The 18,362-nt window shown below is 69.2% G+C and carries 14 protein-coding genes and 2 pseudogenes; 6 read left to right on the top strand and 10 right to left on the bottom strand.

Going from position 1 to position 18,362, the window contains the following annotated elements:
- The first annotated feature begins 186 nt into the window (after window positions 1-186).
- The gene (locus EXW95_RS14995) at window positions 187-612 is read left to right on the top strand and encodes a globin (protein WP_174368114.1); all 426 of its coding nucleotides are present in this window, start codon (window positions 187-189) and stop codon (window positions 610-612) included.
- A gap of 99 nt (window positions 613-711) precedes the next feature.
- Window positions 712-1,803, top strand: coding sequence for a bifunctional 3-deoxy-7-phosphoheptulonate synthase/chorismate mutase (locus tag EXW95_RS14990; protein WP_046843043.1), 1,092 nt, complete (start codon window positions 712-714; stop codon window positions 1,801-1,803).
- A gap of 47 nt (window positions 1,804-1,850) precedes the next feature.
- Here the strand turns inward: EXW95_RS14990 and EXW95_RS14985 are convergent, their stop codons facing one another.
- The 4 genes from EXW95_RS14985 to EXW95_RS14970 all read right to left on the bottom strand — a co-directional run bounded on the left by EXW95_RS14985 (window position 1,851) and on the right by EXW95_RS14970 (window position 6,223).
- Complete coding sequence (locus EXW95_RS14985) at window positions 1,851-2,555, bottom strand: HAD family hydrolase (RefSeq protein ID WP_174368113.1); 705 nt, start codon at window positions 2,553-2,555, stop codon at window positions 1,851-1,853.
- Window positions 2,556-2,589: 34 nt separating this feature from the next.
- Window positions 2,590-3,663: a DNA polymerase IV gene (gene dinB, locus EXW95_RS14980; protein ID WP_371810093.1), complete on the bottom strand. Its 1,074-nt coding sequence runs from the start codon at window positions 3,661-3,663 to the stop codon at window positions 2,590-2,592.
- 24 nt (window positions 3,664-3,687) lie between these two features.
- Window positions 3,688-4,896 (bottom strand): 23S rRNA (cytosine(2499)-C(5))-methyltransferase, encoded by a 1,209-nt coding sequence (locus EXW95_RS14975; protein ID WP_174368112.1) that lies wholly within the window; start codon window positions 4,894-4,896, stop codon window positions 3,688-3,690.
- Window positions 4,897-4,978: 82 nt separating this feature from the next.
- Window positions 4,979-6,223 (bottom strand): cation:proton antiporter, encoded by a 1,245-nt coding sequence (locus EXW95_RS14970; RefSeq protein ID WP_174368111.1) that lies wholly within the window; start codon window positions 6,221-6,223, stop codon window positions 4,979-4,981.
- 242 nt (window positions 6,224-6,465) lie between these two features.
- Between EXW95_RS14970 and EXW95_RS14965 the strand changes: the two genes are divergently transcribed.
- On the top strand, window positions 6,466-7,071 hold the full coding sequence (locus tag EXW95_RS14965; protein WP_174368110.1) for an Ig-like domain-containing protein: 606 nt from the start codon (window positions 6,466-6,468) through the stop codon (window positions 7,069-7,071).
- Between the two features lie 13 nt (window positions 7,072-7,084).
- Here the strand turns inward: EXW95_RS14965 and EXW95_RS14960 are convergent, their stop codons facing one another.
- Window positions 7,085-8,092, bottom strand: a complete 1,008-nt coding sequence (locus EXW95_RS14960) for a transposase family protein (RefSeq protein ID WP_174368799.1) — start codon at window positions 8,090-8,092, stop codon at window positions 7,085-7,087.
- Between the two features lie 44 nt (window positions 8,093-8,136).
- Between EXW95_RS14960 and EXW95_RS14955 the strand changes: the two genes are divergently transcribed.
- Window positions 8,137-8,448 (top strand): hypothetical protein, encoded by a 312-nt coding sequence (locus tag EXW95_RS14955; protein ID WP_174368109.1) that lies wholly within the window; start codon window positions 8,137-8,139, stop codon window positions 8,446-8,448.
- Between the two features lie 58 nt (window positions 8,449-8,506).
- Here EXW95_RS14955 and EXW95_RS14950 read toward each other — a convergent pair whose 3' ends face one another.
- The 5 genes and pseudogenes from EXW95_RS14950 to EXW95_RS14930 all read right to left on the bottom strand — a co-directional run bounded on the left by EXW95_RS14950 (window position 8,507) and on the right by EXW95_RS14930 (window position 14,740).
- Window positions 8,507-9,700, bottom strand: coding sequence for a thiolase family protein (locus tag EXW95_RS14950; RefSeq protein ID WP_160981261.1), 1,194 nt, complete (start codon window positions 9,698-9,700; stop codon window positions 8,507-8,509).
- 12 nt (window positions 9,701-9,712) lie between these two features.
- Complete coding sequence (locus EXW95_RS14945) at window positions 9,713-10,147, bottom strand: SMI1/KNR4 family protein (protein WP_174368108.1); 435 nt, start codon at window positions 10,145-10,147, stop codon at window positions 9,713-9,715.
- The gene (locus tag EXW95_RS14940) at window positions 10,144-11,325 is read right to left on the bottom strand and encodes an alpha/beta hydrolase (protein WP_174368107.1); all 1,182 of its coding nucleotides are present in this window, start codon (window positions 11,323-11,325) and stop codon (window positions 10,144-10,146) included. Before EXW95_RS14940 ends, EXW95_RS14945 begins: the two co-directional genes overlap by 4 nt.
- Window positions 11,326-11,496: 171 nt before the next feature.
- Window positions 11,497-13,841: pseudogene (locus EXW95_RS14935) on the bottom strand (3-hydroxyacyl-CoA dehydrogenase NAD-binding domain-containing protein).
- A 44-nt stretch (window positions 13,842-13,885) separates the two neighbouring features.
- Window positions 13,886-14,740, bottom strand: coding sequence for a phosphotransferase (locus EXW95_RS14930; RefSeq protein WP_174368106.1), 855 nt, complete (start codon window positions 14,738-14,740; stop codon window positions 13,886-13,888).
- Between the two features lie 123 nt (window positions 14,741-14,863).
- Between EXW95_RS14930 and EXW95_RS14925 the strand changes: the two genes are divergently transcribed.
- Both EXW95_RS14925 and EXW95_RS14920 read left to right on the top strand, forming a co-directional pair.
- Window positions 14,864-15,658, top strand: a complete 795-nt coding sequence (locus EXW95_RS14925; RefSeq protein WP_174368105.1) for a TIGR00282 family metallophosphoesterase — start codon at window positions 14,864-14,866, stop codon at window positions 15,656-15,658.
- A 191-nt stretch (window positions 15,659-15,849) separates the two neighbouring features.
- Window positions 15,850-18,344 (top strand): annotated as a pseudogene (locus EXW95_RS14920) (phosphoenolpyruvate carboxylase).
- Window positions 18,345-18,362 lie beyond the last annotated feature (18 nt).

Below are 18,362 nucleotides of genomic sequence, written 5' to 3'. Positions count from 1 at the left end.
CGGGATTCAAGTGATTCCAGATCATCCGGAGTCGCCCGGTGGCCCCCTCACCCTTCCGTCGCTTCGCTCCTCCCTCCCTCTCCCACAGGGGGAGAGGGGACAACGGAAGGCAATCACGTTGGAAGCAAGTCAATTTAATCCCGTATCAGTCTCCCTGAACACCGCCGTATGGGCTAACCTGCGCCCATGACGGCGCCCATCTCCCTGCACGCGGGCGGCAGCCTGTACGACCGGATCGGTCCGGACGCCCTGTCGGCCCTCGTCACGCGGTTCTACTCGTACGTGGCGCAGGAGCCGCTGCTCACGCCCATCTTCCCCGCCGACCTGACCGTGACCGCCGAGAAGCAGCTGGCGTTCCTGACCGGGTTCCTGGGCGGCCCGCCGCTGTACCACGAACGCTACGGGCACCCGCGTCTGCGGGCGCGGCACCTGCCGTTCGAGATCACCCCGGCGCGCGCGCGGGCGTGGCTGGCGTGCATGAACGCGGCGCTGCGGGACGCGCCGCAGGTCGGCGCGGAGCAGATCAGCGTGGACGACGCGCGGGAACTGTACGCGGCCCTGTCGCGCGTGGCGGTGCACATGGTGAACGCGGAGGACCACCCGACCTCCTGATCCCGCCCCGTTTGTGAGCTGACTTCGGGTTGGACAACTCCTGGCAATTGACTAGCAGGGTGGGGGCGGGGGTTGCGGGGCTTTCCTACACTGCGCAGCATGACCCACCAGCGCAGCATCGAGGACCTCCGCGCCGAGGTCGACCAGATCAACCGTGACCTGCTGACCCTGCTGTCCAAACGCGGCGAGGTCGTCGCGCAGATCGGGCACGCCAAGACCCAGGAAGGCCGCCCGAACCACTACGACCCGGCCCGCGAGGACAAGCAGCTCAAGGAGATCGAGTCCCTGAACCAGGGCCCCTTCACCAGCGCCGCCGTGAAGGCGATCTTCAAGGAGATCTTCAAGGCCAGCCTGGACCTTGAGGAGAGCAACGACAAGAAGCAGCTGCTCGTGTCCCGCAAGGTCAAGAGCGAGGACACCGTGCTGGACATCGACGGCGTGCGCATCGGCGGGGACGCGCCCCCCACCATCGTCGCCGGGCCCTGCTCGATTGAAAGTGAGGAGCAGATGGAGCAGACGGCGGCGTTCCTTGCCGCGCGCGGCGTGAAGATCCTGCGTGGCGGCGCGTACAAGCCCCGCACCAGCCCCTACGGCTTCCAGGGCATGGGCGTGGACGGCCTGATCCTGGGCAGCCGCGTCGCCAAGGAGCACGGGATGCTGTTCGTGACGGAAGTCATGGACACCCGCGACGTGGAGATCGTCGCGGAGCACGCCGACATCCTGCAGGTCGGGGCGCGGAACATGCACAACTTCGCGCTGCTGCGCGAGGTGGGCCGCTCGCGCCGCCCGGTGCTGCTCAAGCGCGGCCTGAGCGCCACCATCGAGGAGTGGCTGTACGCCGCCGAGTACATCCTCTCCGAGGGGAACAACGAGGTGATTCTCTGCGAGCGTGGCATCCGCACGTACGAGAAGTGGACCCGCAACACCCTGGACCTGTCCGCCGTGGCGCTCGCCAAGCAGGAGACGCACCTGCCGGTCATCGTGGACGTCACGCACGCCGCCGGGCGCCGCGACCTGCTGATCCCCCTGGCGAAGGCCGCCCTGGCCGTCGGCGCGGACGGCATCCACGTCGAGGTGCACCCCAGCCCCGCCACCGCCCTGAGCGACAACGAGCAGCAGCTGGACTTCGCCGGGTACGACAAGTTCAGCGACGCCCTGAGCAGCCTGCTGCGCCAGCCCGCCACCGTCTGAACCCCGCCAGCTGATGCGGCGCCCCCGGACAGGTCGGGGGCGCCGTTTCAGCGTTGCGGCACGAGGCCCAGCACGCCCGGCAGTTCCATCAGGTGCGCAATGACCGGCACCCCCGGCTCCGGGGCGGCCTGACCGGCGCGGTTCACCCACACCGCCCGCAGTCCGGCCCGGCGGGCGCCCTGAACGTCCTTCTCACAGGAGTCGCCCACCATCACGGCCTGCTCAGGGTGAACGTCCAGCGCGGCGCAGGCGGCGTAGTAGGCGCGCGGGTCGGGTTTCGCCGCCGGGACCTCCTCCACGCACAGGACCGCGTCCACCAGGGCGTCCAGTCCGAAATGCGTGAGTTTCAATGCCTGCACCTCGCGCACGTAGTTCGTCAGGACCGCCAGCCGCAGCCCGGCGGCGCGCAGGTCCCGCAGCACGTCCGCCGCGCCGGGCAGGGGCGCCCAGGCGGCGCGGTACGCCCCCCGGTACGTGACGGTCGCCGCCTCGCCGTCCGGATCGGGCACGCCCAGTTCGGTCAGGAGGCGCGTGAAGCGCAGCACCCGCGCCTCGTGCGCGGTCAATTCGCCCCGGAACAGCAGCGGGTCGATGGCGCGGATGTGCGCCGCGTGCCGCGCGAACAGCTCGGCGGGCGGGACGCTCAGGCCGGACTGCGCCGCCAGGGCACGCAGGCCCACGTGCGTGCAGCCCGTATCGTCGAACAGCGTGTCGTCCAGGTCGAAAATCACGGCGCGCAGGGGCAGGGTCACCGCCCGACTCTACCCCCTCCACCGGGCCTCTGCCCTATCCGCCCAGCAGCAGCGGTTGCGTGGGCAGCTGCCCCGCCGGGACCAGTCCGGCCGCCGTGATGCCCGCCAGCCGCACGCCCCGGCCCGCGAGCAGCTCCGGCGTCAGGAGGCGCGCGGCGGCGCGGGCCAGGTCCGGCGCGGCGTGAACTGGCAGCGGGAGGGTGACCCGGCGCGTGATGACGCTGCGGTCGTCGAACTTCAGTTTCAGCACCACTGTCCGCGCGGCCAGACCCACCCGCTCCAGGCGGCGTTCCACCCCCTGAGCCAGCACGGGGAGGCGGGCGGCCACCGCGTCCACGCCGCGCAGGTCGTGACCGTACGTCTCCTCGGTGCCCACGCTGCGGTGCGGGCGGTCCGGCTCGACCGCCCGGTCGTCCAGGCCCCGCGCGATCCGCGAGAAGTGCGCGCCGTGCACCCCGAACCGCGCCGTCAGGGCGGCCGGATCGGCGGCGCGCAGGTCCGCACCCGTGCGGATGCCCATCCCGGCCAGTTTCGCGGCGGTCGCCGGGCCGATCCCGTGAAAGTCCCCCACCGGGAGCGCGGCCAGCAGCTCGTCTACCTGCGCGGGCAGGATCACGGTCAGCCCGTCGGGCTTGTGCAGTCCGCTGGCGAGTTTCGCCAGGAACTTGTTCACGCTCACGCCTGCCGTCGCCGTCAGGCCCGTCCCCGCGCGGATCTGCCGCCGGATCGCCTGCGCGATGCGCGTCGCGCTCGGCCCGCCCGTCAGGGGCGCGGTCACGTCCAGGTACGCCTCGTCCAGCGACAGCGGCTCCACCAGCGGCGTGAACGCGGCGAACACCGCGCGGATCTGCGCGCTCACCTCGCGGTACGCCTCGAACCTCGGCTCCACCACCACCAGCTCCGGGCAGCGTTCCAGCGCGCGGTACAGCGGCATCGCCGACCGCACCCCGAAGGGCCGCGCCTCGTAACTCGCCGTCAGGACCACCGAACGCCGCCCGCCCCACGCGACCGCCACGGGCCGCCCCCGCAGCCGCGCGTCGTCCCGCTGCTCCACCGACGCGTAGAACGCGTCCATGTCCACGTGAACGATCTTGCGGAGCGCAGGCACCCGCCCATGCTAGAGCGCGCGGGGTCAGTCGAACTGGATGAAGATGGCCTTGAGGTACTGCGCTTCCGGGAAGGTCGCGTGGTGGTCGGGGGCGTGCTGGCTGGTGTGCAGTTCGCGCCACTTGCGGCCCGAGCGGGTGGCGGCGTCGCGGACGGCGTCCCAGAATTCCTCGGCGGTGACGTGCGCGGAGCACGACGCACTGAGGAGGATGCCGCCCGTGGCGAGGCGGCGGATGCCGTCGGCGGCGAGTTTCCCGTACGCGCGGATCGCGCCGGCCCGTTCGGTCTCGCGGCGGGCCAGGGAGGGCGGGTCGAGGATCACGAGGTCGAAGTCGCGGTCGGTGTCGGCGAGCCATTCGAACACGTCGGCCTGGACGGTCTCGTGCGGGGCGGTGAGTTTCGGGTTCAGGGCGTAGTTGCGCCCCGCGCTGTCCAGCGCGTGCGCGCTGATGTCGAGGCTGACGACGTGCGCCGCCCCGCCGCGCGCGGCGTACAGGCTGAAGCCGCCGCTGAACGAGAAGGCGTTCAGGACCCGGCGGCCCCGCGCGTACTTCTCGACGCGGCGGCGGTTGTCACGCTGGTCGAGGAAGAACCCGGTCTTCTGGCCGCGCAGGACTTCCGCTTCGAAGGCCAGTCCGGTCTCGTGGAAGACGACAGTGCCGTTCCCGACACTCCCGGCGAGAAGCTGACCGTCGAACAGGCCCTCCTCTCGGGCGCGGGTCTGGATGTTGCGGCTCAGGCGCAGCACCAGCGCGAAGTCCGGGAAGCGCTCCGCGAGGAGGCCCAGGATGCGTTCCAGGTGCGGGAACCACGCGGCGGTGTACAGCTTCACGACCAGCGTGCCCGCGTAGCGGTCCACGACCAGTCCGGGGAACCCGTCGGATTCGCCGTTGACGGCGCGGTACCCGTCGGTGTCCGGGCCGAACAGCGGCGCGCGGCGCAGCAGCGCCTCGTCCAGCCGCGCCGCCCACCACGCGTCGTCCAGCGTGGCGGGGGTGCCCTGGTGCAGCACCCGCACGCGCAGCGGGCTGTCCGGGTCGAACAGGCCGATCGCCAGGAAGCGGTCGCGGCGGTCGTAGATGACGGCCAGTTCGCCCGCGTCGCCGTCGCGGTTCTGGGCGCGGAGGCTGGACTCGTACACCCAGGGGTGCCCGGCGCGGACGTGCGCCTCGGCAGCGGGGGACACCCGCAGTCTCAGGCGGGAACGGGTGGGGGCGGCGGGAACGTCCGGCATCCCTCCAGGGTACCGCACGGGCGGGAAAGGGCGGGAGGGGGCACGCCCCACTGGACGGCCCCCTCCCCTCTCTGCGCCGGGTTCAGGCGGCGGGCGCGTCCCGTTCCGGGCGGGGGGCGAGGGCGCGCAGCACCAGCGGCGCCAGCACGGTCGTCAGGAGGACCATCAGCAGCACCTCGGCGTACACCTGCTTGCCGATCACGCCCGCCGCGAGGCCCAGGCTGGCGACGATCAACCCGACCTCGCCGCGCGGGACCATGCCCACGCCGACCAGCAGCGACTGCCGCCTGCCCATGCTGCGCGCACCGATCAGGCCGCCCGCGACCTTGCCGATCACGGCCAGCACCGTCAGGATCAGACCCGCGACGATCACGACCGGGTCACCCAGCACGCCCAGGTCCAGCTGCAGGCCGACCACCACGAAGAAGATCGGGGCGAGGAAGGACTCCAGGGCGTGGACCTTCGACTCGAACTCCACCTCGTCCTTCACCTCCGCGAGGACCATGCCTGCCAGGAACGCCCCGATGATAGGCGCGAGGCCCGCGACCGTGCTCAGCGCCGCCACGCCCAGGCCCACCACGATCGCCACGTTGAACATGCGCGCCAGGCTCAGGTTCCGCAGGCGGGGCTGGAAGCGCCGGACGAGCGGGATGCCCACGGCGAGCACCAGCGCCACGAACCCCACGCTGAGGCCCAGGATCAGCGCCACCTGCGCGGCACTCATGCTCTCCCCCGCGCCCAGGCCGCTGACGACCGCCAGCAGCGTCAGCCCCAGGATGTCGTCGATGACGGCCGCACCCAGGATCACCTGCGCGAAGCGGGCGTCCAGCACGCCCATCTCCTGCAGCACCTTCGCCGTGATGCCCACCGACGTCGCCACGAGCGCCGTGCCCACGAACAGCGCACTCACGTTCCCCTGGTCCTGCCACAGCCCGAACCCGAAGCCCAGCGCCAGCGGGAATGCGATACCCAGCACCGCCACCAGCAGCGCCTCCTTGCCCACGGACAGCAGGTCACGGAAGCGGGTCTCCAGGCCTACCATGAACAGCAGGAACACCGCGCCCAGTTCCGCGAGGCTCAGCATGAACGCGTCCGGGCGGACCAGACTCAGCACGCTCGGCCCGATCAGGATCCCGGCCAGCACCTGCCCCACCACCGCCGGAACCCCCAGCTTCGAGGCGACCGTCCCGAACACCGCCGCCGCCAGCACCACCCAGAACAGCGCGAACAGCAGATCCGCCGTTCCCGCCGAACTCGCCGCCAGCGCGCCGCCCGACAGCAGCACCCCCAGCGGCAGCGCCGCACGCCAACCCAATCCCTTGAACATCACCATCACCTCCACACCTGAATGAACGAAGAAGCAAAAGGCATGGAGTCAGGCCAACTTGACCTGACTCCACCCCGGCGGCCTATGGGAACCGCACCCCGCCGCACCGAAGCGACGAACTTGCTTTACATCCTAAAGGAACAGCCCCCGCCTTGATCAGAATCTTAATGTCAGGTGAACAGCGCGGGGGGGATGCCCAGCGTACGCCACATGAGAACCGAGCCGCACCCTAGAGTTCAGTTGTGAAACTCGCCGCCCCCCTCCTGCTCCTGACCGCCACCCTCATGACCGCCTGCACGCCCGGCGGCACCGACACCCCGGACACCACCGGCCCGCAACTCACCCTGACCCAGAGCACTTCCAATCAGGACAGTGACGTCACCATCACGGCCAGCGCGGCCGACACCAGCGGCGTCAGCAGGGTCGAGTTCTACCAGAAGGGCCTGCTGAAGGACACCGACACCACGGCGCCCTACGAGTACACGGTCAACGTCCTGAACGACGACCGCACCGGCTTCACCGCGAAAGCCTACGACACCAAAGGCAACGTCAGCACCAGCGCCGTGTTCAACGTCACCACCCTGAACCAGGGCGTGTGGGAGTGGGGCATCTACGACTCTGCGAACACCCTGCTCGACAGCGGCATCGCGGTGTACGACGACGAGGTCATTGACACGGACGGCAGCGTGGCCCTCGGCGGGTACGCCAACGAAGCCCTGACCCGCACTGGCCTGACCCTGCTGGGCAACATCAGCAGCAAGACAAAACTGGAAACGGCCTTTGAACTGAAGACCTGTTGCGCAGTAGTTGAAGGATCAGTGGGGAGCCGCGAATCGGCTCCCCACTGATCTGTCCCTACGCTCAGGGCGTGCAGAGGTGGTGGCGGCGTTGCCAACGGAGATTGACGAGTCCGGCGACACACCCCCACATCACGCCGTGCTGTGAGGTCCGATTCCTGAAAAACTCCTTGCAGACGCGAAATTTCTTGATGCGGCCGATGGCATTCTCAGCGCTGATCCGCACCTTGGAGATCAGCCGATTCAGCTCACGTTGCTCCTTGCTCAACTCGCCGTTCTTCGGTCGTTTGGCGGGCACGATGGTTTCCCAGTCCGGATAGACCTTCTCCATTCCGGTATAGCCCCGGTCTCCCCACACCCGGACGTGCCTGGGCAGTCGGTTCATCAGTCGGGAACGTCGCAGCACCTTCATGTCGTGGGTGCGACCGCTGGCGGTCGCACTGAGGTGCACGATCTGTCCTTCGGGCGTCACCGCCACCTGGGTTTTCAGGGTATGGGTCCTTTTCTTGACGCTGTAAAAGCGCTTCTTGTCCTTGGGCCGCCCGACCGCCTTCTTGCCGGGGTTCTCCCCCTTCTTCACTTTCGGCTGCCCGCGAGGTTGCTCAGTCCCATCCACGATCACGTCGGTCAGTTCGGGGAAGATCTCCAGAAACTCCTCCAGAGAGCGTATTTTCCTCGGGTTCCTGCTCGCCCCTCCAGGAGCCTCATCCGGCTCGGCCTGGAGCGTCCGGGGACGGAGGGGAGCAGGCAACGCCTGCTCCAGGACCGGCAGCAGGGCATGGATGTTCCGGCAGATGTTCGCCGCGTCCAGATCGAACAGGATGCCCAGAACATGCATGGTGAAGTACTGTCGCAGATAGAGCAGCGTGACCAGCAGTCGCTGGCTGAGGTCGAGCTTGAAGGTGTTGCCCGCTCCGATGCGCCGGACCCGTCCGGCGCGGGAAAGGGAGCGGTGATGACTCCGTTCCCACAAGGGCTCCAGTTCAATCAGCAGCTGGTCAAACTCGGCAGGACTCAACCCCACCAGCCGTTCAAAGGACCGCCCCCTGGATTTCAGCTTCTCAAGCCGCAACACCCTTGAACCTACCTGCTCCGACCTCTACTGCGCAACAGGTCTTGAACTCGAACCTCTACTTCGCCGGTGAGGATCTCGACGGGAAATTCAGCGTCGAGAAGCTGAGCGACGGGAAGTCCTACACGGCGTTCATCGGCGGCGGCAGCACCTTCGACGGCAGCAACACTCCCATCCAGAACGTCGCCATCGTCATGCTTCAGGTGTCCACCGAGGTGCCGCAGATGACCGCCACGCGTACCGCCACCACCATCCAGCGCCTCGCCGCGCAGCGTACCCTGGCCAGCCTGAGCGTCCAGTCGCGCCCCGTGAACGCCGCCGCGATCCTGAACGCCAGCCGGTTCACCAAGCGCTGAACCAACTACAGAAGCAGGGCACCCCCTTCCCGGCGGGTGCCCTGCTGCCGTGTTCAGGTTAGTCGGCGGCCTGGTCCGCGCCGTACACTTCGATGATCCCGGCGGCGCCCATGCCCCCGCCGATGCACATGGTGATCAGGGCCTTCCCGCCCCCACGGCGCTGCAGTTCGTAGATGGCGCTCGTGGCGAGTTTCGCCCCGCTGCACCCCAGGGGGTGACCCAGGGCGATGGCGCCGCCGTTGACGTTCATGATGTCCTGGTTCAGGCCCAGTTCCCGCGCCACAGCCAGGGACTGCGCGGCAAACGCCTCGTTCAGTTCGATCAGGTCGATGTCGTCCAGGGTCAGGCCGGTCTGCGCGAGCACCTTCGGCACGGCCTTCACGGGGCCGATGCCCATCAGTTCGGGTTCGACGCCTGCCACGGCGAAGCCGAGGAACTTCGCCAGCGGCTTCACGCCGAGTTCCTGCGCCTTCTCGCCGCTCATGATCAGCACGGCAGCCGCGCCGTCGCTGAAGGGGCTGCTGTTCGCGGCGCTGACCGAACCGGTCGCCTTGAACGCGGGGCGGACCTTCGCCATGTCCGCGAGGTTCGCGTCCCGGCGGATCAGTTCGTCCTTGTCGAAGTTCACGGTCTCGGACTTCATCTTCGTGCCCTTCAGCTTGTCCACGCGGACGGGCACGGGCACGATCTCGGCGTCGAACTTCCCGGCGTCCTGCGCCGCCGCGGCGCGCTGGTGGCTGCGGAATGCGAACGCGTCCTGATCTTCACGGCTGATGCCGTACTTCGCGGCGACGTTCTCGGCGGTCATGCCCATGCCGATGTACGCGCCGGGACGGGCGTCCACCAGTTCGGGGTTCGGGCTGGGGTTGTGGCCGCTCATGGGCACGAAGCTCATGCTCTCCACACCACCGGCCAGCATCACGTCCGCCTGCCCCGCCTGAATGGCCGCTGCGGCCATGGCGATGGTCTGCAGGCCGCTGGAGCAGAAGCGGTTCACGGTCACGCCGCCCACGCTGTCGGGCATCCCGGCGCGCAGCGCGGCCAGACGGGCCACGTTCAGGCCCTGCTCCGCCTCGGGAATCGCGCAGCCGAGGTACACGTCCTCGACGATACCGGCGTCCACACCGGCGCGCTTCACGGCCTCGTTCAGCACCAGCGCCGCCAGATCGTCGGGGCGGGTGTTCGCCAGGGTGCCTTTCACGCCACGACCAACGGGCGTCCGGACGGCAGAAACAATAACAGCATCACGCATAGTCGTTACTCCTTATAGATTCCAGGCGTCATAATCGCCGGATAGATATTTTTCGAGGAAGCCAGCCAGAGAGAAGGCAATCTGTATTCGGCTGTCATCTTCATGTCGCCACACGTAGACGCTCTGATCAACACAGCTCTTCAAGCGCCTGAAGAAGAAGAGGTCACCGCTGGCATCTTCACCAAAGAAAAATAGTCCCGTGACAGGCATATACAGCTCATCCCAGTTCTCAGTGATGGGTCGAGTGTTTTTGACGACGGCGTCTTTTGACGGGAAGACAATGGACGAGTACACATCGAGGCCATCCGAAGAGCGAAGGAAGTCCTCGTACTCCTGGGGGAGTTGAAGCCCGGCGCAGTTGCGGAGATCCTGCAAGTCCACATCGGTGACAGGTGCCCTCAGAGTCACTCTGTCCGACATGGTCGTCAGTCTCTGCCAGTCGCTCACCCTTCCACCTCCGGCAGCACCTTGCCGATGAAGGCTTCGAGTTGGGCGTCGTACTGTTCGGGGTTGATGTTCCACACGCGGATGTGTTTGCCGCCTTCGACCCGGTGGTATTCGATCAGGTCGGGGCGGGCGGCGGCCAGCGCGTCGGCCTGCGCGATGGGAATGGTGCGGTCGCGCGTGCCGTGCCACATGAGGATGGGGAGGTTGAAGCTGGGTGCGGCGCGGATCTGGTCGACGGTGTCGAAGTCCTGGCCGCTGCGGCGCGTCACGACCCACTGGGTGAAGGTGGCGACGTGCCGCGCGAGGAAGGGGGGGAGGCCGAAGCGTTGGCCCTGGGAGAGGATGGTGGCGCGCCAGTCCAGCGCGGGGCAGTCGAGCATGACGCCCGTGACGGGAATCGGGTACGGCTGGTGCCGTTCGCGCAGGGCGCTGAGGGCGATGTTGCCGCCCATGCTGAACCCGTACAGCACGGCCCGTCTGTACCCGGCCCGCTGCGCCCAGTGCAGGGCGCTGATGACGTCCTCGGCTTCCTGGTCGCCCAGGGTCAGGTACCCGCTCTCGCTGCGGGGCGCGCCGTGCGCGTTGCGGAACGTGACGAACAGACTGCCCGTCCCGGTGCGCCGCAGCGCGGGGAGCATCCGGAGGGCCTGGGCGCGCTGTCCGCCGTGCCCGTGGATGACGATCACGACGGCGTCCGCGCGGCCCTGGTTATCACCGCTGGGGGGGATGTGCCACGCGGGCATGTCGCCCAGCGGCGTGTGAACGGCGGTGTGCTCGAACTCCACGCCCAGCTGGGCGGGCGTGCCGTTGTACACGAACGTGCTGGCCCACGCGAGTGCGCCGTTGGGCAGCACGCCGCGTTCGTCCTGCACCTCGCGGCGCACCAGGGTGCCGACGACCTTCCGTTCACCCAGCACCGCGTGCCCCTTGTTCGGGAGCAGCGGCACGATCCCGATCGGACCGCGCGAGAGCGTCTCCGCACTGGCGGGCAGGTACACCTCGTTCCCGCGCCGACCCACCGGCACGAACACGCCCTTCACCCAGCGCGTCTTACTCCGCAGGGTGATGTCCGCCCCCACCAGCGCACCCGCCAGCACCACCCCGGCGTAGGCCAGGGCGGCCCAGCCGAGGGCGCGGCGTTTACGGACGTTCAGGAGTCGGTCGGTCAGGCGGGTCATGCGGTCATCCTTGCAGAAGGTGCGGGGCGGAGGTGACTTGCTCCTCCCCCTTCAGGGGGGAGGCCGGGTGGGGGTGGCCCGCGGCGCTGCTGGCGCACCCCCTCTCGCCCCCTCTGCTTCGCAGCTCTGAGAGTCCGCCCCTGCGGGGCACCTCCCAGGGAGAGGTGGGGCTCAGTTCCTGAGCGGTTTGCCGGTCTTGAGCATGTGCTCGATGCGCTGCTGGGTGCCTTTCTTCCCGAGGAGGGTGAGGAAGGCTTCGCGTTCGAGGTCGAGGAGGTGCTGTTCGCTGACTTTGGCGGTGCGGTTGTTGCCGGTGCCGCCGGACAGGACCTTGGCGAGCTGTTCGGACACGACGAGGTCGTAGTCGGTGATGTAGCCGCCCTGGTGCATGCCGTGCAGGGCGCTCTTGATCGCGCCGATGGCGGCGTCGCCCATGACGGGGATGTCGTGGCGGGGGTGGGTTGCACGTAGCCGGGGGCCAGGGCGATGACCTGGCGTTTGGCGTCTTGCAGGATGTGGTTTTTGTTCATGGCGACGGTGTCGGTGTCGCGCAGGAACCCGAGGTTGCGGGCTTCGAGGGCGCTGGTGCTCACCTTGGCGGTGCCGATGAGTTCGAAGGCGCGCTGCACGGCGGGGAGCAGGGTGGCGCCGAGGCGCTGGCTGGGCTGCTGCATGTCCGTGAAGCGAAGCAGCATTTCCTTGGTGCCGCCGCCGCCGGGGATGAGGCCCACGCCGACTTCCACGAGGCCCATGTACAGTTCTGCACTGGCGACGACGTGGTCGGCGTGCAGGGTGAATTCGGCGCCGCCGCCGAGGGTCATGCCGAAGGGTGCGGCGACGGTGGGGTGGGGGCTGAAGCGCAGGCTGGTGGTGACCTGCTGGAACTGCTTGATCATGTCGTCGAGTTCGTCCCACTCGTCCGCCTGGGCCTGCGAGAGGATCAAAGGCAGGTTGGCGCCCGCGCTGAAGTTGTCGCCCTGGTTGCCGATGACGAGACCCGCGTAGCCCATGTCCTGCACGAGTTTGTGGGCGTCCTGCACGGTGCGGAGCTGGTCCTCACCGAGGGCGTTCATCTTGGCGTGCCATTCGGCCAGGAGGACGCCGTCGCCCAGGTCGATGACGCTGGCCCCGGCGCGTTTCTTGACGATCTTGGTGGCGTCCTTCTTCAGGTCGGTCAGGATGAAGTACGGGGCCTGGTAGGGGGTGGGCTGGCCGTCGGGGGTGACGATCTCGCCGTTCTGGTAGAAGGCGTCGCGGCCACTGGCTTTCATGGCGGCCAGCAGGGGGGGCAGGGTGCGGCCCTCGGCTTCGAGGTTCGCGATGACGGTCTGGACGCCCAGGGTGTCCATGGTCTCGAAGGGACCCTGTTCCCAGCCGAAGCCCCACTTGAGGGCGTTGTCGATGTCCTGGAGGCGGCCACTGACGTTCCCGGCCATCTTGGCGGCGTACCAGAAGCCGTCGTTCATGACGCCGCGCAGGAATTCGCCTTCCTTACCTTCGGCGGCGTACAGGGCCTTGACGCGGGCGGCGAGGGGCTGGCCCTTGACGGCGTCCACGGCGGCGACCTTGACCTTGCCCTGGTCCTCGTACTCGAAGGTGTCGAGGTTCAGGTTGAGGATCTTGGTTTTGCCCTTCTCGTCTTTGGTCTTCTTGTAGAAGCCGCTGCCGGTCTTGTCGCCCAGCCACTTCTTCTCTTCCACGAGGGCGCGGAAGGCGGGCGTGAGGGTGAAGTCCTCGTCGTCCGGGGTGGCTTTGCCCAGGTCGTTGGCGACGTGGTAGATGATGTCCAGGCCGGACAGGTCGGCGGTGCGGAAGGTGGCGCTGCTGGCGCGGCCCAGCGCGGGGCCGGTCAGCTGGTCCACCTGCGCGGGGGTCAGTCCGGCCTTGACCATGTGGTCCATGGCGCGGACGATGCCGTACACGCCGATGCGGTTGGCGACGAAGCCCGGCACGTCGTTGGCGACGACGATGCCCTTGCCGAGCGTGGTTTCCGCGAACTCGCTGAAGGCCTCGGTGACCTTGGGGTCGGTCTTGGGGGTGGGGATGACTTCCAGCAGGTGCAGGTAGCGGGGCGGGTTGAAGAAGTGCGCGCCCACGAAGCGGCGCTGGAAGTCCTCGCTGCGGCCCTCAATCTGGAGGTGCATGGGGATGCCGCTGGAGTTGCTGCTGATGATCGCGGTCTTCTTGGCGACCTGCTCGACCCGCGCCCACAGGTCGCGTTTGGCGTCGAGTTTCTCGATGATCGCCTCGATGATCCAGTCGGCGTCCTTGAGTTTCTTCAGGTCGTCTTCGAGGTTGCCCACCTGGATCAGTCCGGCGCGGCGGGCGTCCATGAACGCGGCGGGGCGGGCTTTCAGGGCGCGCTGCACGCCGCTCTTGGCGAGGAAGTTGCGGTCGGGGTTGTCGGGCAGGACGATGTCCAGCAGGGTGACGGGAATCCCGGCGTTGGCGAGCTGGGCGGCGATGGCAGCGCCCATGACGCCTGCGCCGATGACTGCGGCTTTCTGAATCTTCATGCGACCTCCTGCGAGATACCTATAAAATTAGACTCGGTTCAAGTTTAAGACCGCGGCGGGGCGTTTGTCCACCAGCCCCGCAGCCCGTTCAGCGCCCGCCGTCCCGCCTCCAGGTACGCGGGCTGCCCCTCCCCCACCGCGAACGCCAGATCCCCCAGCGCGCGGCACAGCGCGTACCACGCCGCCCGCTCCCACACGGCACCGGACGCTGGATACACATTCCGCGCCGCCTGCAGCAGCGCCGGGTCACCCCAGTGGATCAGGCCCGCCAGATCCCGCGCCGGGTCACCCAGCGCCGCGTCCGCCCAGTCCAGCACACCCGCAAAGTCTCCCTGGCCGTCCAGGTGAACGTGCTCAGCCGCGAAATCACCGTGAAGGGGCACCGGGACCACCTCACGCAGGTCGGGCACGGCCTGCACGCGACCCGCCCACGCCGCCGCCTCTGGCAGGACACCCGCGTCCGCCGCGACCCTCAGGTCCTCCAGCGCGGCGTTCCGCCAGTCGTGCCCGGTCGGGTCGAGATCCACGCCCAGCCCGGACCCCCGCGGATTCAGGGTGTGCAGGTCGGCCAGCCAGCGCCCCAGCAGCCCACCCAGTCCAGCCGGATCGGGCAGCGACTGCCCCAGTGCCGACCCGCCCGGCACGCGCCGCGCCACGCTGAAGCCCTCCGGGGCCAGCGGCGAGGCGGCACCCAGGTGCAGCACCTCCGGCAGCCCCACGCCGGGCAGCCGGGGAGTCAGCCACGCCAGCAACCGGGCTTCGCGCCGCAGGGCCTCTCCCCCGCCGGGCCAGCGGGGCAGGCGCACCACCCGGTCCTCCCCCAGCGCGTAGGCGCGGTGGTCGCTGCCCACACCCAGGACCCGCACCGACGCCGGGGCGGCGCGCAGCAGGGCCGCCACCTCCGCCGGAGGTAGAACCAGGAGTTCCCGTGAGTCCACCCCGCCAGTCCACCACGTCCGCGTGAGGAACACTCCCTGCGCGGCTCAACGGGCAACCGGGCTGCCCCGCGCTAGTCTGACCGAATGATCAGGCTGTTGTTTGTGGGGGACGTGTTCGCGGCGGCGGGGCGGCGGGTGCTGGGCGCGCATCTCCCGACCCTGCGCTCCAGGGCGGATTTCATCGTGGTGAACATGGAGAACGCGGCGGGCGGCTTCGGCCTGCACCGCGAGGGCGCGGACGGCGCGTTGAAGGCCGGGGCGCACTGCATGACGCTGGGGAATCACGCGTGGCATCACAAGGACGTGTACGTGCTGATGCAGGACGAGGGCACGTACCCGATCGTGCGCCCGCTGAACTACAGCGATCCGGGCACGCCGGGGGTGGGCTGGCGCAGCTTCGACGTGAAGACCGCGCAGGGCACGGAGCGGCTGACGGTCGTGAACCTGCTGGGCCGGGTGTTCATGGAGGCGGTGGACAACCCGTTCCGCGCGATGGACACGCTGCTGGAACGGGACGATCTGGGCAGCGTGTTCGTGGATTTCCACGCGGAGGCGACCAGCGAGAAGCAGGGCATGGCGCGGTACCTGGACGGGCGGGTGGCGGCGGTGATCGGCACGCACACGCACGTGCCCACGGCGGATACGCGGATCCTGCCGGGCGGCACGGCGTTCCAGGCGGACGCGGGGTTCACGGGGCCGTTCGAGTCGATCATCGGCAGTGACCCGCACGGGCCAATCGAGCGGTTCGTGACCGAGCGGCCGCACCGGTACGGCGCGGCGGACGGTCCGTCGGAACTGAACGGCGTCTTTGTCCAGATAGAGGGCAACCGCGCCGTGGGCATTGAACGGTACCGTTACGTGGAAGGGCAGGAGAGCTGACCACCGCTCTTCTGACGGTGTCCTTCCGGAAAGAGAGCTGACCCGAGCGGACTCGCAGAGCTGCGCCGCAGCGCGAGGACCCGCCGTGGGCAGCGATCTGGAATGAAGCCGGTGGGCGTGCTGTCCTCGCCACTGGCGCAACGGAAGAACTGCTGTCGGGCGCACGCGCCAGCCGGTTGAAGGGAGTGAGCATGAGCATTCGGAGTGATGTGAACCTGCTGGGCCGCACGCTGGGGCAGGTGCTGAAGGAACAGGAGGGCGAGGCGTTCTTCGAGCTGGTGGAGCGCACGCGCGCCCTGGTGCGCGAGGTGCGGGCCGGGGGCAGCGACGCGGAGCTGCGCGCGATGCTGGCGGGACTGTCGGGGCCGGACGCGGGGAATCTGGCGCGGGCGTTCACGTGGTACTTCCAGCTGGTGAACCTGGCCGAGGAGTACGAGCGGGTGCGGGTGCTGGCGGCGTCGGGCGGGGTGCGGCCGCAGAGTCTGGCGCAGGCGATGCAGGAGTTGAAGGCGCAGGGCCTGAGGGCCGAGGAGGTCGAGGCGCTGCTCTCGCGGCTGGACCTGGGGCTGACGTTCACGGCGCACCCGACCGAGATGCGCCGCCGAACGGTGCGCCGTCACCTGGAGCAGGTGGCGCGGGCCCTGCCGACCCTGAGTGACGGGGCGTGGACGGCCCGGAGGCGGCCGCGATCGCCGCGCACGTGGAGGCGCTGTGGCGCACGCCGGAACTGCGCCGCCTGAAACCCACCGTGCTGGACGAGGTGAAGGGCGGCCTGACGTACGTATCGAGCATCGCGCAGGCCCTCCCGGCGCTCCAGCGTGATCTGCACGCGGCGTTCCGGGAGGTGTTCGGGCGGGACACGGCGGCGACGCTGCCGCTGAGCTTCTCGTCGTGGATGGGCGGGGACCGGGACGGGAACCCGTTCGTGACGCCGCAGGCGACGCGGGAGACGCTGGCGCTGCACGGCGAGCGGGCGCGCGAGGTGATGCTGGGCCTGATCCGGCAGGCGTTCGCGGACCTCAGCCAGGAGGACGAGGGCGAGGAGGCGTACCGCGAGGAGCTTCAGAGCCTGTTCGACGCGGTGAAGGACGGTCAGACGCTGGATCTGGTGGGTCGCCTGGAGGCCCTGGAGGCCCGCCTGATCGCGGACGGGCAGCGCCGCACGGCGGAGCAGCTGCTGTCACCGCTGCTGACGGTCGCGCGGGTGTTCGGGCAGCATCTCGTGAGCCTGGACGTGCGCGAGCACAGCGGGCAGACGGGCGCGGCGGTCGCGGAACTGCTGCGCGCCTCCGGCGTGGAGGCCGACTACGCGGCGCTGCCCGAGCATGCCAAGCAGGAACTCCTGATCCGCGAGCTGCGTTCGCGCCGCCCGCTGTGGCCCGCCGGGGAGGCTTTGCCCGACACCCTGGAGACGGCTGTGGGGCCGATCCGAGAGGTGCGGGACGCGGTGCGCCGCGCCGGGCCGCGCGCGTTCGGACGGTACGTGATCAGCATGGCCGAGTCGGTCAGTGACGTGCTGGAACCGCTGATCCTGGCGCGCGAGGTGGGGCTGCGCATCCTGCCCGTGCCGCTGTTCGAGACGCTGGACGACCTCCAGCGGGCGCCGCAGGTCGTGTGGGAACTGCTGTCGCTGCCCGAGTACCGCGCGGTGCTGGGTGACGACGTGCAGGAGATCATGCTGGGCTACAGCGACAGCAACAAGGACACGGGCTTCCTCGCGGCGAACTGGGCGCTGCACGAGGCGCAGCGGCAGATCAGCGACGTGTGCCGCCGCGCCGGGGTGCGCTGGCGCTTCTTCCATGGGCGCGGCACCAGCATCGGCCGTGGCGGTGGCCCGGCCAGCCGCGCGATCCTCGGGCAGCCTGCGGGGACCATCGACGCGGGGCTGCGCATCACCGAGCAGGGCGAGGCGCTGGCCGACAAGTACAGCCACCCGGTCCTGGCGCGCCGCAACCTCGAGCAGGCGCTGTACGGGCTGCTGCTGTCCGCCGCGCGCCCGGCCGGGGAGCTGAATCCCGCCTGGACGGACGCCATGACCCGCGCCGCCGCGAGCAGCGCCCGCGCGTACCGCGCGCTGGTGGACGACCCGGCGTTCCTGCCGTTCTTCGAGCACGTCACGCCCATCCACGAGATCGCCCGCCTGAACATCGCGTCCCGTCCGGTGCGTCGTCCCGGCGCGCCCACGCTGGGCAACCTGCGCGCCATTCCGTGGGTGATGAGCTGGACGCAGAACCGCGCCAACCTCCCCGGCTGGTACGGGCTCTGCGAGGGCCTGCAGGAGATCGGCGTGGAGACCGCCCGCGAGATGTACGCCACCTGGCCATTCTTCCGCACGGTGCTGGACAACGCGCAGATGAGCCTCGCCAAGAGCGACCCGCTGATCTTCGACGAGTACCTGCGCCTGCTGCCCGAGGGGGACGCGCACCCGCTCGCCACGCACCTCAAGGACGCCTACGCCCGCACAGTCGCGCTGGTGCAGGACGTGGTCGGCGCGGACCTGATGGCGAACGAGCCGCGCCTGAAGGAAAGCATCGGCCTGCGCAACCCGTACATCGACCCGATTCACCGCATCCAGGTGGAACTCCTGCGCCGCAGTCGCGGCAAGGACGGTGGCCTGGACGAGTTCGAACGTCCCCTGCTCCTGAGCATTCAGGGCATCGCGGCGGGCGTCCGCAACACCGGCTGACAGCTGGGTTGTGGGCAG

Origin of the sequence: Deinococcus sp. JMULE3, from assembly GCF_013337115.1 — a bacterium.
In the GTDB taxonomy this organism is placed as follows: Bacteria; Deinococcota; Deinococci; order Deinococcales; family Deinococcaceae; genus Deinococcus.
The sequence above is the reverse complement of the archived record's forward strand: the minus strand, read 5'-3'. Positions and strand labels throughout refer to the sequence as shown.

Bases quoted from the DNA above. Each gene is read 5' to 3' on its own strand.
- EXW95_RS14990 (WP_046843043.1), top strand. From the start codon at position 712: ATGACCCACCAGCGCAGCATCGAGGACCTCCGCGCCGAGGTCGACCAG.
- EXW95_RS14950 (WP_160981261.1), bottom strand. From the start codon at position 9,700: ATGCGTGATGCTGTTATTGTTTCTGCCGTCCGGACGCCCGTTGGTCGT.
- EXW95_RS14995 (WP_174368114.1), top strand. From the start codon at position 187: ATGACGGCGCCCATCTCCCTGCACGCGGGCGGCAGCCTGTACGACCGG.
- EXW95_RS14970 (WP_174368111.1), bottom strand. From the start codon at position 6,223: ATGTTCAAGGGATTGGGTTGGCGTGCGGCGCTGCCGCTGGGGGTGCTG.
- EXW95_RS14975 (WP_174368112.1), bottom strand. From the start codon at position 4,896: ATGCCGGACGTTCCCGCCGCCCCCACCCGTTCCCGCCTGAGACTGCGG.
- EXW95_RS14940 (WP_174368107.1), bottom strand. From the start codon at position 11,325: ATGACCCGCCTGACCGACCGACTCCTGAACGTCCGTAAACGCCGCGCC.
- EXW95_RS14925 (WP_174368105.1), top strand. From the start codon at position 14,864: ATGATCAGGCTGTTGTTTGTGGGGGACGTGTTCGCGGCGGCGGGGCGG.